18 protein-coding genes are annotated in these 14,143 nt (G+C 58.6%); 13 read left to right on the plus strand and 5 right to left on the minus strand.

Translation table 11 applies throughout. The features are described from left to right. The first annotated feature begins 8 nt into the window (after positions 1-8). Positions 9-1,487: a carboxypeptidase M32 gene (locus tag MN186_RS01890; RefSeq protein ID WP_242111131.1), complete on the plus strand. Its 1,479-nt coding sequence runs from the start codon at positions 9-11 to the stop codon at positions 1,485-1,487. A gap of 114 nt (positions 1,488-1,601) precedes the next feature. After that, on the plus strand, positions 1,602-1,739 hold the full coding sequence (locus tag MN186_RS01895) for a hypothetical protein (RefSeq protein ID WP_242111132.1): 138 nt from the start codon (positions 1,602-1,604) through the stop codon (positions 1,737-1,739). 176 nt (positions 1,740-1,915) lie between these two features. On the opposite strand, the gene MN186_RS01900 is transcribed toward MN186_RS01895, so the two are convergent. Together MN186_RS01900 and MN186_RS01905 are read right to left on the minus strand one after the other, a co-directional pair. Then, complete coding sequence (locus tag MN186_RS01900) at positions 1,916-2,146, minus strand: hypothetical protein (protein WP_242111133.1); 231 nt, start codon at positions 2,144-2,146, stop codon at positions 1,916-1,918. 11 nt (positions 2,147-2,157) lie between these two features. Then, positions 2,158-2,811 (minus strand): alpha/beta hydrolase, encoded by a 654-nt coding sequence (locus MN186_RS01905; RefSeq protein ID WP_242111134.1) that lies wholly within the window; start codon positions 2,809-2,811, stop codon positions 2,158-2,160. 210 nt (positions 2,812-3,021) lie between these two features. Here MN186_RS01905 and iscR point away from each other — a divergent pair, with 210 nt between their 5' ends. From iscR to MN186_RS01960, 11 genes are all read left to right on the plus strand, one after another. Continuing rightward, on the plus strand, positions 3,022-3,483 hold the full coding sequence (gene iscR, locus MN186_RS01910; protein WP_242111135.1) for a Fe-S cluster assembly transcriptional regulator IscR: 462 nt from the start codon (positions 3,022-3,024) through the stop codon (positions 3,481-3,483). Continuing rightward, complete coding sequence (locus tag MN186_RS01915; protein ID WP_242111136.1) at positions 3,480-3,926, plus strand: hypothetical protein; 447 nt, start codon at positions 3,480-3,482, stop codon at positions 3,924-3,926. The genes iscR and MN186_RS01915 overlap by 4 nt, the downstream gene beginning before the upstream one ends. Continuing rightward, positions 3,927-4,970, plus strand: a complete 1,044-nt coding sequence (locus MN186_RS01920) for a cysteine desulfurase family protein (protein ID WP_242111137.1) — start codon at positions 3,927-3,929, stop codon at positions 4,968-4,970. It begins immediately after the preceding gene. Between the two features lie 27 nt (positions 4,971-4,997). Beyond that, the gene (gene sufB / locus MN186_RS01925) at positions 4,998-6,521 is read left to right on the plus strand and encodes a Fe-S cluster assembly protein SufB (protein WP_242111138.1); all 1,524 of its coding nucleotides are present in this window, start codon (positions 4,998-5,000) and stop codon (positions 6,519-6,521) included. Between the two features lies 1 nt (position 6,522). Then, positions 6,523-6,900 (plus strand): hypothetical protein, encoded by a 378-nt coding sequence (locus MN186_RS01930; protein WP_242111139.1) that lies wholly within the window; start codon positions 6,523-6,525, stop codon positions 6,898-6,900. Then, positions 6,897-7,097 carry a hypothetical protein gene (locus tag MN186_RS01935; RefSeq protein WP_242111140.1) on the plus strand — a complete coding sequence of 67 codons (201 nt, stop codon included), beginning with the start codon at positions 6,897-6,899 and terminating at the stop codon, positions 7,095-7,097. The genes MN186_RS01930 and MN186_RS01935 overlap by 4 nt, the downstream gene beginning before the upstream one ends. 120 nt (positions 7,098-7,217) lie before the next feature. After that, a complete protein-coding gene (gene sufC, locus MN186_RS01940) occupies positions 7,218-7,982 on the plus strand; it encodes a Fe-S cluster assembly ATPase SufC (RefSeq protein WP_242111141.1) in 765 nt (254 codons plus the stop codon). Then, complete coding sequence (locus MN186_RS01945) at positions 7,979-9,280, plus strand: SufB/SufD family protein (protein WP_242111142.1); 1,302 nt, start codon at positions 7,979-7,981, stop codon at positions 9,278-9,280. Before sufC ends, MN186_RS01945 begins: the two co-directional genes overlap by 4 nt. An 18-nt stretch (positions 9,281-9,298) precedes the next feature. Beyond that, positions 9,299-9,787 (plus strand): YIP1 family protein, encoded by a 489-nt coding sequence (locus MN186_RS01950; protein WP_242111143.1) that lies wholly within the window; start codon positions 9,299-9,301, stop codon positions 9,785-9,787. Between the two features lie 3 nt (positions 9,788-9,790). After that, positions 9,791-10,390 carry a YIP1 family protein gene (locus tag MN186_RS01955; RefSeq protein WP_242111144.1) on the plus strand — a complete coding sequence of 200 codons (600 nt, stop codon included), beginning with the start codon at positions 9,791-9,793 and terminating at the stop codon, positions 10,388-10,390. Between the two features lie 14 nt (positions 10,391-10,404). Beyond that, complete coding sequence (locus MN186_RS01960) at positions 10,405-11,625, plus strand: cysteine desulfurase (RefSeq protein WP_242111145.1); 1,221 nt, start codon at positions 10,405-10,407, stop codon at positions 11,623-11,625. 16 nt (positions 11,626-11,641) lie between these two features. Here MN186_RS01960 and MN186_RS01965 read toward each other — a convergent pair whose 3' ends face one another. From MN186_RS01965 to MN186_RS01975, 3 genes are all read right to left on the minus strand, one after another. Next, positions 11,642-12,259 carry a TetR/AcrR family transcriptional regulator gene (locus MN186_RS01965; RefSeq protein ID WP_242111146.1) on the minus strand — a complete coding sequence of 206 codons (618 nt, stop codon included), beginning with the start codon at positions 12,257-12,259 and terminating at the stop codon, positions 11,642-11,644. Next, positions 12,252-13,121: a polyphosphate kinase 2 gene (ppk2, locus tag MN186_RS01970; RefSeq protein WP_242111147.1), complete on the minus strand. Its 870-nt coding sequence runs from the start codon at positions 13,119-13,121 to the stop codon at positions 12,252-12,254. The genes MN186_RS01965 and ppk2 overlap by 8 nt, the downstream gene beginning before the upstream one ends. Positions 13,122-13,195: 74 nt before the next feature. Next, complete coding sequence (locus MN186_RS01975; protein WP_242111148.1) at positions 13,196-14,134, minus strand: homoserine O-succinyltransferase; 939 nt, start codon at positions 14,132-14,134, stop codon at positions 13,196-13,198. Positions 14,135-14,143 lie beyond the last annotated feature (9 nt).

The raw sequence follows: 14,143 nt of genomic DNA on the forward strand, positions 1-14,143 counted from the left end.
TATCAAACATGACCGCATTCGACGATCTGATGACCTTTCAGCGCGACACCCAGGCCTTAACCGAGATCGCCGGGCGTCTGGCTTGGGATCAGGAAACGGTGATGCCTGAAGGCGCAGGCCCGCAGCGCGCGGACGAAGTGGCCGCCATTGAAAAGGTGCTGCACGCACGGCGCACCGATCCCAAGCTGGCCGCTTGGCTGGATGCGATTGAGCCGGACGCGCTGTCACCTGTTGACGCAGCACAGATTCGTGAAATCAAGCGCGCGCAGGCCCGCGCCCAGAAAGTGCCGGTCGAGCTGTCGACGGCGATCGCCCGCGCAACGTCGGCCGGGCAGCGTAAATGGGCCGACGCCCGCGCCCGCGACGATTTTGCCGCGTTCCAGCCGGTGCTGGCTGAAATTGTCGCGCTCAGGCGCGAAGAAGCCGCCGCGCTGGCCGGCGACGGTGATCTATACGATGCGCTTCTGGATGATTACGAACCCGGTGCCTCGGGCAAGGACATTCAAGCGATGTTTGACGTCATGCGCCCGCGACTGGTCAAACTACGCGATGCAGCCCTTGGCGCCACCTATCAACCCGAGGGCGTGACGGGCAACTTCCCAGCGGACGCGCAGATGGCGCTTAGCGACAAGCTAGCCAATCGGTTCGGCTATGATCTGGCGCATGGGCGGATCGACAAGGCGGTGCATCCGTTCAGCTCGGGCTCGGGCCTTGATGTGCGCATCACCACGCGGACCGAAGCGGATGATCCGTTCAACTGCTTTTATTCCACCATCCACGAGGTCGGCCACGCCTGCTATGAGCAAAATGTGGACCGCGCCTATCTGCTGACACCGATTGGGCGCGGGGCGTCGATGGGGCTGCATGAAAGCCAGTCGCGGATTTATGAAAACCAACTTGGCCGGTCGCGCGCCTTTATCGGCTGGCTTTTCGGGCAGATGGAACAGCAGTTCGGCCAAGCCCCCGCCAGCGATCAGGATGCCTTTTTTGCCACCGTGAACCGGTTGCAAAAGGGCTATATCCGGACCGAGGCCGACGAGGTGCAATATAACCTGCACATCATGATGCGATTTGATCTGGAACGCCGCCTGTTTGCCGGAGAGCTGGACGCCGCAGACATGGAAGAGGCGTGGAACGACCGGTTTGAAAAGGATTTCGGCTATAAGATCGACCGTGCCGCGAACGGCGTTTTGCAGGATGTGCACTGGGCGATTGGGTTGTTTGGCTATTTTCCAACCTACAGCCTTGGAAACGTCTATGCCGGATGCCTTTATGACGCGCTGTGTGCGGACATGCCTGACTTGGACGCCGGGCTTTCAAAAGGCGACGCAACCCACGCCACCGGTTGGTTGGCAGACAAAGTACAACGTCACGGCGCGCTTTACGCCCCGCAAGAGATGATCAAGCTAGCCACCGGCACATCTGTGTCCGTCGAACCCCTTTTGTCGTATCTTGAAACGAAGTTTACCGAGATTTATCGCCTGTAGCTGGCAGCGTTCGGGACTGCTTTTCCATGTTTAGGTCATATTGGACCGCCAACATGACCGCGACCGAAAATCAGACTGGCCAACGGTTGAAAAAACCGCGCGGCTTTTGTGGCCGTGTTTGCTGACAAGATGGTTGTGGATGGTGGCATGCAATTCACGAACCATACCAATGGCCGGATATCGGGGCTGGCTCATCGCCACGAACCGTCGCGCGAATACGTGAAAACCTTTCCGAACCGCATCGCTGAATGATGAAATCATCGCTTGGTGTGCGAGATCATCGCGCAGCGTTGGCGGCAAATGCGCTTTGCCCGTGAACGTCAGGCGGTGACGCGGTGGTGATGCCCCCAGAGGGCGACATATTGAACTTTGGGACCCCTCGCCGTTGGATAATGCACGCTTGTCTTTCGAGGTGCCGCCATGCGGCGTTAGCCTTGAAGATCCTGCGCCTTTTTCTTCACAAGCTGCGCCAGTTGCTTGCGCCCGCGTGCCTCGGCCCGGCGGATGCGAACGGCGGTCATGAATGCCTCTTCCAGCGTGGTCGAGGATGCGCCGATGGTTTTTTTGATCTCTTCCACCAGATCTTCGTCGCCGGTCGCATCGACAGCTTTCAGCACGTCTTTCGCCAGCGCGTCCGAGACTTGTTCAAGAAGATCCATCGGCGCCTCGTTTATCGGGTCGTTTCGGTCAGGCGGCGGCGCACATATTCGTCGACGGTGGTGATCATGGTGTCCATATGATCGTTTTCGAAGAAATGGCCCGAGCGCTCGACCTCGCTATGCGTGATGGTGATGCCCTTTTGCTCGTGCAGCTTGTTGACAAGCGCATGGGTGTCGGCAGGGGGCGCCACGCGGTCGGCGGTGCCATTGATGATCAGCCCGGAACTGGGGCAGGGTGCCAGGAAGCTGAAATCATACATGTTTGCGGGCGGGCTGACGGAAACGAAGCCCGTGATCTCGGGCCGGCGCATCAGAAGTTGCATCCCGATCCAGGCGCCGAAGGAAAAGCCTGCGACCCAGCAATGTTTGGCGTTCTGGTTCATGGATTGCAGATAATCCAGTGCCGACGCCGCGTCGGACAATTCGCCTACGCCCTGATCATATTCGCCCTGACTGCGCCCAACACCGCGAAAATTGAACCGGAGCACATTGAAGCCCATATTATGAAACGCATAATGCAGGTTATAGACGACCTTGTTGTTCATCGTGCCGCCGAATTGCGGGTGCGGATGAAGAATGATGGCGATGGGGGCGTCTTTTTCCTTTTGGGCGTGATAACGGCCTTCAAGACGGCCTTCGGGGCCGGGAAAAATCACTTCGGGCATACAGTCGTGGCCTCTTTTGAACGTGGGGGTCGAACGTGTTCTGCTGCTGCCAGAGGCTGCTGTCAGCTTTCTTGACGCGTCCGAACCCGCACCATAATACATGGGTGGCGAAGGGCGGGTCGAGAACCTGCCTGCACCAATCTTATGTGACCTAGTGGGCATCGCCCGAAAGGTCAATCTTATTGCGGCTTTTTACCGGGAGGTGACGCGATGAAGCTGTCGACAAAAGGGCGTTATGCGATGGTGGCGTTGGCCGATCTGGCGCTGCAGAACGGCGATACATTGCTGTCCCTGACTGAACTTGCCAAGCGGCAGGATATTTCGCTGCCCTATCTAGAGCAATTGTTCGTCAAACTGCGCCGGGCCGGGTTGGTCGACAGTGTGCGCGGCCCGGGCGGTGGATATAAACTGGCGCGGCCGGCATCAGACATTCGCGTGTCTGAAATCCTGACGGCAGTCGATGAAACGGTCTCGGCGATGCACAAGGGTGCGGGTGCATCCGGGGCAAGCTCGGGATCGAAGGCGCAATCCATGACCAACCGCCTTTGGGAAGGGCTGTCAGCCCATGTCTATGTATTCCTGCACCAAACCCGCCTGTCGGACGTGGTGAAGAACGAACTGACGCCTTGCCCCGCAGTGCCGACCCTGTTTGCGGTGGTGGACGAGGAATGAGCCAGTCAGACAAGTTGGCCGATCCTTCACGAATACGCGCGGCTTCTGCAAAACCTGACAGCCCCAAATTGTCAGAGGCGGGTAAAGACATCATGAAGGCGATCCCACTCGTCGGGATTGCGTCCAAATGGGCGGATGTGGCCGACAAGCACTACATAACCAACGATCTTGCCTTGGTGAATTTGGCGCGGCACGTCGGGGAAGGTGTGCGTGCGCGCAACCGTGACCGGTGGTTTGTGGGCCGAGTTGTGAATTGGATGACCGGCACCAGCCCCGACTTCGTTCGCTTGTCGGGCGCGGTAATTGAAAACGCCGCAAGATATGTGGGTGATGCTGTGCCGACCAACCTTGCCACGGGCACCGATTATGAGCTCCGGCTGGATGTCGCTCAAGACATACTTGAAAGAGCAAAGGCGCGCGCCAGGATAGAGGGGCTTTTGTAAATGCGCCGGACCTATCTTGACTGGAATGCCACGACCCCGCTGCGGGCAGAGGCCAGGGCGGCGATGGTCGACGCGATGGCGCTTGTCGGAAACCCTTCATCGGTCCATGCCGAAGGGCGTGCGGCAAAAGGATTGATTGAGCGTGCGCGCAAGCAGGTCGCCGCGGCGCTCGGGGCCGAGGGCGCGGATGTGATCTTTACGTCATCAGCGACCGAAGCTGCGGCGCTTGCCCTTCAGGACAAAGGGATTGCCTGCGCCGGGATCGAACATGATGCTGTGCGGTCATGGTGCGAGGAATCCTTGCCCGTCGACCAGATGGGCCGTGTCACCATCGCAGATCCGGCGCACGCTGCGCTGCAGGTCGCCAATTCGGAAACCGGCGTTATTCAAACCTTGCCCGGTGGGCTGTTTCTGACCGATGCAACCCAAGCCTTCGGCAAGATCCCCTTTGCCTTTAACTGGTGCGGGGCGCAGATGGCTATCGTGTCGGCGCACAAACTGGGTGGGCCGAAGGGGGTGGGCGCACTGGTGGTTAAACGCGGCACCGACATCGCCGCGCGCATCAAGGGGGGCGGTCAGGAAATGGGCCGCCGTTCGGGCACTGAAAACGTCATCGGGATTGCAGGTTTCGCCGCCGCCGCCACCGCCGCACAAGCCGATTTGGAGGCCGGTGCGTGGGATCGTGTGGCAAAACTTAGAAAGATTCTAGAAAAGACCATTGCGGAATCAGCAAAAGAGACTATTTTTGTAGGGATTGATGCGAACAGGCTTCCCAATACCTCGTGCTTCATCACTCCGGGATGGAAAGGTGAGACACAGGTGATGGTGATGGACTTGGCCGGATTTGCGGTTTCCGCAGGGTCGGCTTGTTCATCGGGGAAGGTAAAAACCAGCGCCGCGCTTGAGGCGATGGGATTTGACCGGGAACAGGCGGGATGCGCTTTGCGTATCTCGCTTGGCTCCGATACGAGTGAGGAAGAGGTTCTGGCATTCGCGGATGCTTGGAGCCGTGAACATGAAAAATTCCGAACGCGGGGCCGGTAAGGCGGTTGCGATCGGTGAAAGGGTGACATGGCCGGTATGGACAAGATGAACGTCAAAGAGGGCGTTGAGGAAGAAACCGTTGAGGCGGTGAAATCTCTGGCCGGGACGTACAAGTATGGCTGGGAAACGGATATCGAGATGGAATATGCCCCCAAGGGGCTGAACCGCGATATCGTGCGTCTGATCTCGGAAAAGAACGAAGAACCCGAATGGATGACCGAATGGCGTCTGGGGGCGTTCGCGCGCTGGGAAAAGATGGTTGAGCCGGAATGGGCGATGCTGGACTATCCCGAGATCGACTTTCAGGATCAATATTACTATGCCCGCCCAAAGTCGATGGAGGTCAAACCCAAATCGCTGGATGAGGTCGACCCCAAGCTTCTGGCAACATACGAGAAATTGGGTATTCCGCTGAAGGAACAGATGATCCTGGCCGGCGTCGAAGGGGCCGAAGACGTGCCCGCCGAAGGGCGCAAGGTTGCCGTGGATGCAGTGTTTGACTCGGTATCGGTCGGCACGACATTTCAGGCTGAACTGAAAAAAGCGGGCGTCATTTTCTGCTCCATCTCGGATGCGATCCGGGACCATCCCGAGCTGGTCAAGAAATACCTGGGATCGGTCGTGCCGGTGTCTGATAACTACTATGCGACCCTGAACTCGGCCGTGTTTTCGGATGGATCTTTTGTCTACATCCCGCCCAACACACGCTGTCCAATGGAACTGTCCACCTATTTCCGGATCAACGCGGAAAACACCGGCCAGTTTGAACGCACACTGATCATTGCCGACAAAGGCTCTTATGTCAGCTATCTTGAGGGCTGCACGGCACCTCAGCGCGACACCGCGCAATTGCACGCCGCAGTGGTCGAAATCATCGTCGAAGAAGACGCTGAAGTTAAATATTCCACCGTGCAAAACTGGTTCCCCGGCGACGAAAACGGCAAGGGCGGCATCTACAACTTCGTGACCAAGCGCGCCGATTGCCGGGGTGACCGGTCGAAGGTGATGTGGACGCAGGTTGAAACCGGGTCCGCCGTGACGTGGAAATACCCGTCTTGCCTGCTGCGCGGCAATGAAAGTCAGGGCGAGTTCTATTCGATCGCGATCACCAACAACCACCAACAAGCCGATACCGGCACGAAAATGGTGCATTTGGGGCGCGACACGAAGTCGCGGATCGTATCGAAAGGGATTTCCGCCGGGGTGGCGCAGAACACCTATCGCGGCCTCGTATCGATGCATCCGAAGGCGAAGAACTCGCGCAATTTCACGCAATGTGACAGCTTGCTGATTGGCGATAAATGCGGGGCGCACACGGTGCCTTACATTGAGGTCAAGAATAACTCGTCTCGCGTGGAGCATGAGGCAACAACGTCTAAGGTGGACGAGGAACAGATGTTCTATTGCCGGCAGCGCGGTATGGACGAAGAAGAGGCCGTTGCCCTGATTGTCAACGGTTTCGCCAAGGACGTTCTGCAAGCCTTGCCGATGGAATTTGCCATGGAAGCTCAACAGCTTGTGGCAATCTCGTTGGAAGGCAGCGTTGGCTGATATGGCGCAGGATGGTTTTCAAAACCACGTGACGGATGCCGGCGCGCGTGTGCCCGCTTGGTTTTCGGCCAAGGGGGCGATGATTGGCGGGCTGTGTTCGGCGGTGGTCATGGTGTTGTTCGTGAACCTCCAGGCCATCGCGGATATTGGGTCGGCGGGCGTCCCGCAAGGTGCCCCCGGCGTGCTAACGATGCCGGTCGCCGTGATCTCGGCTGTCTGGATCGCACTGATCCCGTCGTGGTTCATGGTCAGCATTATTGTGAACGCCGTGCGGCGCGGGTCCCGGCTGGCGCCGCCATCCTTCGTGATCGGCGCCTTCGTGGTTCTGGCGGTCGGGCTGGGCCTGTTCAAATTTTTTGGCGCAGGAGGTGCAGCATGAGCATGAGGCACATCATGAACAACGTGGAAAGCGCCCTTCCTTATGTGTTTCCGGCGATTGGCGGGCTTCTGGCCGTGGTTGTCGTGAACATGCGCCCGATGGCACAGATGAACCCGATGATCTGGATCCCGGTGGGAATCTTTCTGGGCTGGATCGCGGCGCGGGGCGCTTTGCGGATGCTGGATTGGTTGCGCTGATGCCGTGGCGTTTGAAGGATGCGGCGGGCTGATGCCCGGGCTGCGAAGATGAAATGATCAACAACAGCTGATGATGCCGGTGTCAGACACTGCGATCACTGTTAGGTAAGGAAAAATAAAATGCTTGAAATCAAAAACCTGCACGTTGAACTTGAAGAAGAAGAAAAGAAAATCTTGAAAGGTGTCGACCTGTCGGTACCTGCCGGTGCGGTCCATGCGATCATGGGGCCGAACGGATCAGGTAAATCGACACTGGCCTATGTGTTGTCAGGGCGCGACGGCTATGACGTGACTGAAGGCGCGGCCATGCTGGAAGGTAAAGACCTGCTGGACATGGAACCGGAAGAGCGCGCCGCGGTGGGCCTTTTTCTGGCGTTCCAATATCCAGTAGAAATTCCCGGTGTTGGCAACATGACCTTCCTGCGTACCGCTGTGAATGCGCAACGCAAAGCGCGTGGGCAGGATGAAATGTCTGCCGCCGACTTCCTGAAATTTGTTCGCGCCAAGGCGAAAGAGCTGGATATCAACGCCGACATGCTGAAACGCCCCGTTAATGTGGGCTTTTCCGGCGGAGAGAAGAAGCGCAACGAAATTTTGCAAATGGCGATGCTGGAACCCAAGATGTGCGTCCTGGACGAAACAGATAGCGGTCTGGATGTAGACGCCATGAAGCTGGTGTCGGACGGGGTGAATGCGCTGCGCGATGCGGGCCGGTCGTTCCTTGTCATCACCCACTATCAGCGTCTTCTGGACCACATCAAACCGGACGTGGTGCATATCATGGCCGATGGCCGCATCGTGAAATCTGGTGGCCCCGAACTGGCGCTTGAAGTTGAAACCAACGGTTACGCCGATATTCTGGCGGAAATGGAGGTCGAGGCATGACGACTGCTCTTAAATCCGCACCCAAAAATCCGCCCGCGCAGATCAGTGCGGACACGCTTCCGGCTTCCGGTGCTTGGGCCACGGATGCCCGTGCAGATGCGGCAGGCCGTCTGGCCGATATGGGTCTTCCGACCCGGCGCGATGAATACTGGAAGTGGACCAAGCCTGACAGCCTGATCTCGGCGCAGCCCGATCCGGCCGAAGCGTTCGATTACGGGTCAGAGGCCCCCATTTTCGATCCAATCGACCGCGTGAAGATTGTGTTCGTGGATGGGGTGTTCGACGCTGACGCCTCGGACCCGCTTGACGGCGAAGGGCTTGAGATCGAGCGTCTGGCCGATGCCGCCGCGCGCGATATTCATTGGGCCAAAGACCTTTACGGCGTGCTTGAGGCGCGTGGGCAGACCCCTGTGGTCCGTCCCTTGGCCGCGTACAATACCGCGATGGCGACCGACGGCGTGGTGATCCGCGTCACCGGGCAGGTCAACCGACCGGTCAGCATAATTTATCGCCACGAGGATGACACATCTGACGCCGTGCTGCACCACGTCATTCGGGTCGAGGAAGGCGCCAAGCTGACCTTGCTGGAAAACGGCGCCGCCGCGGCCCGCTTTTCAGACGTGACCGAGGTTGACGTGGCTGATGGCGGTGAGTTTCACCACATTCGCGCCCAAGGCCGTTGCCATGATCGTCAGGCGATCACCCATATGTTTGCCCGGTTGGCCGCCGCCTCGGTGTTCAAAAGCTTCACGATGACCGTGAACGGCAAGTTGACGCGCAACGAATGCGTGCTGGAACTGCTCGGTGACGAGGGTGTTGCCCACGTTGCAGGCGCGGCGTTGGGTGATGGCGCTGATGATGAATTTCATCACGACGACACGGTTTTCGTGACCCATGACGCGGTTGCATGCGAAAGCCGACAGGTGTTCAAGAAAGTGCTGAAAAACGGCGCCAAGGGCGTGTTTCAAGGCAAGATTCTTGTAAAAGCGGACGCGCAGAAGACGGACGGCTACCAAAAGTCTCAATCCCTTCTGCTGGATGAGGACGCAAGCTTTCAAGCCAAACCCGAGCTCGAGATCTATGCCGACGACGTGATCTGCTCGCACGGGTCGACATCGGGAGCGATCGACGAAGACGCGCTGTTCTATCTGCGCTCGCGCGGTGTGCCGCCGCATATCGCGACTGACCTTCTGGTTTTGGCTTTCCTGGCCGACGCGATTGAAGAGATCGAAGATGACGTGATCGCCGATGAGGTGACCGCCCGTCTGGATGGGTGGCTTGCCCGCCACCGTGGCTGAGCAGGCGGGGGCGCGGTCATGTCGGTGATCGACGATGTCGTCCGAAGCTACCGCGCCCCCCGCGCCGTTTTTCGCCGCCGTCTTGACATGGGCACGCGCGAGGACAAAGCGCTGGCTGTCTTGATGGGCGGCTGTCTTCTGGTTTTCGCCGCTCAGATGCCGCGTTTGGCCCGCGTCGCCCATGAAACCGGGGACGAGTTAAACATGCTGATGGGCGCGACGATGCTGGCGTGGATCTTCATCATGCCGCTTGTTTTCTATGCCATCGGTACACTCAGCCATTTCGTGGTGCGTCTGTTTGGTGGAAAAGGCAGCGCTTTCGCCGCGCGGTTCGCTCTGTTCTGGGCGCTGCTGTGCGCCACGCCACTTTGGCTTTTGTGGGGGCTGGTGGCCGGTTTTATCGGCGAAGGCGTTCAAATGAGCTTGACGGGCGCGCTTGCCCTGTTGGCTTTTCTGCTATTCTGGTCCATCAACCTTCGCGAAGCAGAACGTCGCGCAAAGGAATGATCCATGCGGTTTGAACCCGGCTATCTTTTCGGCATGGCCCTGCAAACGGTGCCTGAACCGCGCAAGGTGGCGCGCGACCTGTTCAACCTTGACCTGACGCGCGAAACGCTGTGGACGGGGCTTGTGCTGGTCGTGGTCCTGAACGCAGCCCTTGGCGTCATTGCGAGCATGATGTTTCCGGTGGACCGGCAGCAAGTGGGGGGACTTCTGGCCAGCCCGGGTCTTTTGGGCATGGTTGAGGCTGCGTTCATGTTCGGGTTGGCTTGGGCAATCTTTCTGATCGGTCGGATGTTCGGGGGGCAGGGCAGCTTGTCGGACGCCATCATCACCGTCATCTGGATGGAGATGATTTTCCTTCTGCTGCAAGCCCTTACCCTTCTGCTGACCCTGTTCGCACCGGGGCTTGCGGTGCTGACGATGTTTGGCTCGGTTGTGTTGTTTTTCTGGGTGCTCAGTCAGTTTACTACGGAAAGCCACGGTTTCACCTCGACCGGGCTGGTCTTTGCGTCGATCCTGGGTTTCATGATCGTCGCTGTGTTTGCCCTGTCTTTCATTTTGGTCCTCATGGGTGTCGAGCCCATGCCGATGACCCCCCCAAACTGACCGGAGAACGTATCATGTTCGATATCAACCAGGTCCGCGCCGACTTTCCTATCCTGTCCCGGCAGGTGAACGGCCAGCCCTTGACCTATCTGGACAACGGGGCATCAGCCCAGAAACCACAGGTGGTGATCGACGCCGTAACCCGCGCTTATGCCGAAGAATATTCCAACGTCCATCGCGGGCTGCATTACCTGTCAAACCTCGCGACCGACAAATACGAGGCCGTGCGTGGCACGATCGCGCGGTTTTTGAATGCTGCCACCGAGGCCGAGATCATTTTCAATTCCGGCACGACCGAAGGGATCAATCTTGTCTCATACGGTTGGGCTGCGCCGCGGATGCGGGCAGGTGACGAAATCATCCTGTCCACAATGGAACATCACGCCAATATCGTGCCCTGGCATTTCCTGCGTGAACGTCAGGGCGTGGTGCTGAAGTGGATCGACCCGGAACCCGACGGATCGCTTGACCCGCAAAAGGTTCTGGATGCGATCAGCGACCGCACCCGCCTGATCGCTGTCACCCATTGTTCCAACGTGTTCGGCACGGTCGTGGATGTGAAAACCATATGCGCGGGCGCGCGCGCCGAAGGCGTGCCAGTGTTGGTCGACGGTTCGCAAGCGGCGGTGCATAAACCGGTCGATGTGCAGGATATCGGCTGTGATTTCTATGCCATCACCGGCCATAAGCTGTATGGACCTTCGGGGTCCGGTGCGATCTATATTCGCGCCGATCGGCAGACCGAAATGCAGCCCTTCATGGGCGGCGGCGACATGATCAACGAAGTGTCGAAAGAGGTCGTGACCTATGCAGCCCCGCCCCTGAAATTTGAGGCCGGCACCCCGGGCATCGCGCAAACGATCGGCTTGGGCGCGGCGCTGGAATATCTGATGGATCTGGGGATGGAAAACGTTGCAGCACATGAAGCAACGCTGGCCAGCTATGCGGCGGAACGGTTCGCGGGGCTGAATTGGTTGAACGTGCAGGGCACGGCGCCGGGCAAGGCCGCGATCTTCTCGCTGACCATGAACGGGGCGGCCCATGCGCATGACATCTCGACGATTCTTGACAAAAAAGGGATCGCGGTGCGCGCGGGCCATCACTGTGCCAAACCGTTGATGGAGCATCTGGGTGTGTCCGCGACCGCGCGGGCCTCGTTCGGGCTTTATAACACCACGGACGAGGTTGATCGCCTGATCGAGGGGTTGGAGCTGTGCCACAGGCTGCTGGCTTGACAGCAAGCGATCCGCATCAGTCGTCTGGCCGGATTAACCCAAGCCCGCGCAGGTAAATCCCGATCCCGCTTTCCAGCAATTCTTCGGGCGGGAAGGGGCTTTTCTGTCCGGGACTGCCGCGACCGAACAGTTCGACAACCCCGTGACTCATCGCCCAGACATGCGCGCTGACCATGCGGGATGGGGGACGTTTGTCTTCCGGGATGTTCTCGGACAGTTTCTCGGCGGCTTTCTCCAAGACCCCCATCGCGCGCCCGGCAACCTGCGCCAGATCGGCCGAATGGTTGGTCGAAATACCGCTTTCGAACATCGAGATGTAATGGCCGGGATACTTGCGTGCGAAGGCCAGATAGGCGCGGCCTGTTGCCTCGAAACTGGCCAATGCGGACGGCTGACCCTTGTCATAGGCGTATTCCATCAGATCCGCGAAAATCTCGTATCCCTGCCGCGCGGCCTCGGCGATCAGGTCGTCACGGCCCGCGAAATGGCGATAGACGGCGGCGGGCGTGACCCCGGCTTGCTTGGCGGCTTCGGACAGGGTGAACCCGGTCGGACCTTTCGCCTCGATCAACTCGAGAGCCGCATCGACCAACGCTTGCCGCAGGTTGCCGTGATGATAGCCGCGCTTAGCCATCCCAGATCTCGGGGCCACCGCAAATCTTACCGTCTGGCGCGTGGGCAACATTGTCGTCTTTACTTGCGTAATCAATGTGTTGCAATACGGCCCTAATCGCCGCTAGTCGGGCGCGTTTCTTGTCATCAGACCGCACCACGGTCCAGGGGGCCTGGGGGATGTGGCTGCGCGTAAAGGTTTCCGATATCGCGTCCGAATACGCGTCCCAGCGGGACAGCCCCTCGACATCAATCCAGCTCAGCTTCCATTGTTTGAGCGGGTCTTTCTCGCGCGCCAAGAAGCGGCGCAATTGCTCGGCCCGCCCGACATTCAGCCAGAGTTTCACAAGGTGGATGCCCTCATCGACCAACATGTCCTCGAACTCAGGCAATTGGCGAAAGAATGCCTCGCGCTGATGGTCTTCGCAAAAGCCAAAGACCTTTTCGACCACTGCGCGGTTGTACCAGCTTCGGTCGAACAAGACGATCTCACCCGCCGAGGGCAGATGCCGCACATAGCGCTGGAAATACCATTCGCCCGCCTCGCGATCCGATGGTTTGGACAGCGCCACAACGCGCGCGACCCGTGGGTTCAGGTTTTCGCGAAACCGCTTGATCGTGCCGCCTTTGCCCGCCGCGTCGCGCCCTTCAAAGACCACCACGACCCGCTTTCCGGAGGCTTTCACATCGGCCTGCAACTTGACCAGTTCCATCTGCAAAGCCTCAAGCTCATCTCGATAAGTGCGTTTGTCCATGCGCACATCATAGGGATAGCTTTCCGATAAAATATCCTTCTTGCCTGCGGCCTTGATCGCCTGACGCACCGCATCCGGGGCGGTTTCAGCAAAGAAATTCGAAATCGCACCGTCAAAGGGCAGAGGCATGCGCAAACTCCTGATTTCGCGCCATTATGAGGCGTCGGGGATTGGTTGGCAATTGCCGCCTGACGGGCTCACGCTCAGGTCCGGCGGTCCTTGCGACTTTCGCCAATCTGGTCGATGTCGAAGGGGGTGGTCAAATATATCTCGCTGATCCAATTGGCATAAAGAAGATGCGCGTGGCTGCGCCAGCGGTTCTGCGGTGGTTTGGAGGGGTCGTCGTCGGGGTAGTACTTCATTGGCACGTTGATCGGCACGCCCTTGGCCACGTCGCGATCATATTCGCCCTTCAGGGTGCCGGTATCATATTCGAAATGGTTGAAGATATAGAGCGCCCGATGGTCGGGATCTTCGACCAGACATGGCCCGACTTCGTCCGAGCCTAGAAGGGTGGTCAGACCGGGCACTGCGTCAATCTCGTCTTGCCGCATTTCGGTCCAGCGGCTGACCGGCACCACGCAAGTATCTGAAAAACCGCGTAGATACGGGGATGAGGGGGCCAGGTTCCGTTGTGGAAAACAGCCGAAGGCCTTCGCGTCCAGAACATGCTTCTTCACCCCGTGAAAATGATTAATCATCGCCATGCCGCCCCAGCACACGCCTAAGGTTGAATGCACATTGGTCTGCGTCCAGTCGAAGATCTGGCTGATTTCATCCCAATACGTGACCTCTTCAAAGGGCATATGTTCGATCGGAGCGCCGGTAATGATCAGCCCATCGAATTTCTGGTCGCGCACGTCGTTCCACGGTTGATAGAAAGCGCCGATATGGGCCTGGCTGGTGGTCTTAGGGGTGTGTTCGGTGGGGCGCAGCAGCGTCAGCTCGATCTGCAGGGGATGCGCGCCGATCAGCCGGGCGAACTGCGTTTCCGTTTCTTCCTTCTTCGGCATTAGGTTCAGGATTGCGATACGAAGGGCGCGGATATCCTGCTTGGCGGCCTGATCTTCGGACATGACCATGACGCCTTCTTCCATCAGCACATCCGCGGCTGGAAGGGAGGAAGGTATCTTAATTGGCATGTCGGATGT

It is taken from the genome of Aliiroseovarius sediminis (assembly GCF_022678485.1).
GTDB lineage: Bacteria > Pseudomonadota > Alphaproteobacteria > Rhodobacterales > Rhodobacteraceae > Aliiroseovarius > Aliiroseovarius sediminis.

Coding starts and splice junctions, on each gene's coding strand:
- MN186_RS01890 (WP_242111131.1), top strand. CDS start 9: ATGACCGCATTCGACGATCTGATGACCTTTCAGCGCGACACCCAGGCC.
- MN186_RS01900 (WP_242111133.1), bottom strand. CDS start 2,146: ATGGATCTTCTTGAACAAGTCTCGGACGCGCTGGCGAAAGACGTGCTG.
- MN186_RS01905 (WP_242111134.1), bottom strand. CDS start 2,811: ATGCCCGAAGTGATTTTTCCCGGCCCCGAAGGCCGTCTTGAAGGCCGT.
- iscR (WP_242111135.1), top strand. CDS start 3,022: ATGAAGCTGTCGACAAAAGGGCGTTATGCGATGGTGGCGTTGGCCGAT.
- MN186_RS01915 (WP_242111136.1), top strand. CDS start 3,480: ATGAGCCAGTCAGACAAGTTGGCCGATCCTTCACGAATACGCGCGGCT.
- MN186_RS01920 (WP_242111137.1), top strand. CDS start 3,927: ATGCGCCGGACCTATCTTGACTGGAATGCCACGACCCCGCTGCGGGCA.
- sufB (WP_242111138.1), top strand. CDS start 4,998: ATGGCCGGTATGGACAAGATGAACGTCAAAGAGGGCGTTGAGGAAGAA.
- MN186_RS01930 (WP_242111139.1), top strand. CDS start 6,523: ATGGCGCAGGATGGTTTTCAAAACCACGTGACGGATGCCGGCGCGCGT.
- MN186_RS01935 (WP_242111140.1), top strand. CDS start 6,897: ATGAGCATGAGGCACATCATGAACAACGTGGAAAGCGCCCTTCCTTAT.
- sufC (WP_242111141.1), top strand. CDS start 7,218: ATGCTTGAAATCAAAAACCTGCACGTTGAACTTGAAGAAGAAGAAAAG.
- MN186_RS01945 (WP_242111142.1), top strand. CDS start 7,979: ATGACGACTGCTCTTAAATCCGCACCCAAAAATCCGCCCGCGCAGATC.
- MN186_RS01950 (WP_242111143.1), top strand. CDS start 9,299: ATGTCGGTGATCGACGATGTCGTCCGAAGCTACCGCGCCCCCCGCGCC.
- MN186_RS01955 (WP_242111144.1), top strand. CDS start 9,791: ATGCGGTTTGAACCCGGCTATCTTTTCGGCATGGCCCTGCAAACGGTG.
- MN186_RS01960 (WP_242111145.1), top strand. CDS start 10,405: ATGTTCGATATCAACCAGGTCCGCGCCGACTTTCCTATCCTGTCCCGG.
- MN186_RS01965 (WP_242111146.1), bottom strand. CDS start 12,259: ATGGCTAAGCGCGGCTATCATCACGGCAACCTGCGGCAAGCGTTGGTC.
- ppk2 (WP_242111147.1), bottom strand. CDS start 13,121: ATGCCTCTGCCCTTTGACGGTGCGATTTCGAATTTCTTTGCTGAAACC.
- MN186_RS01975 (WP_242111148.1), bottom strand. CDS start 14,134: ATGCCAATTAAGATACCTTCCTCCCTTCCAGCCGCGGATGTGCTGATG.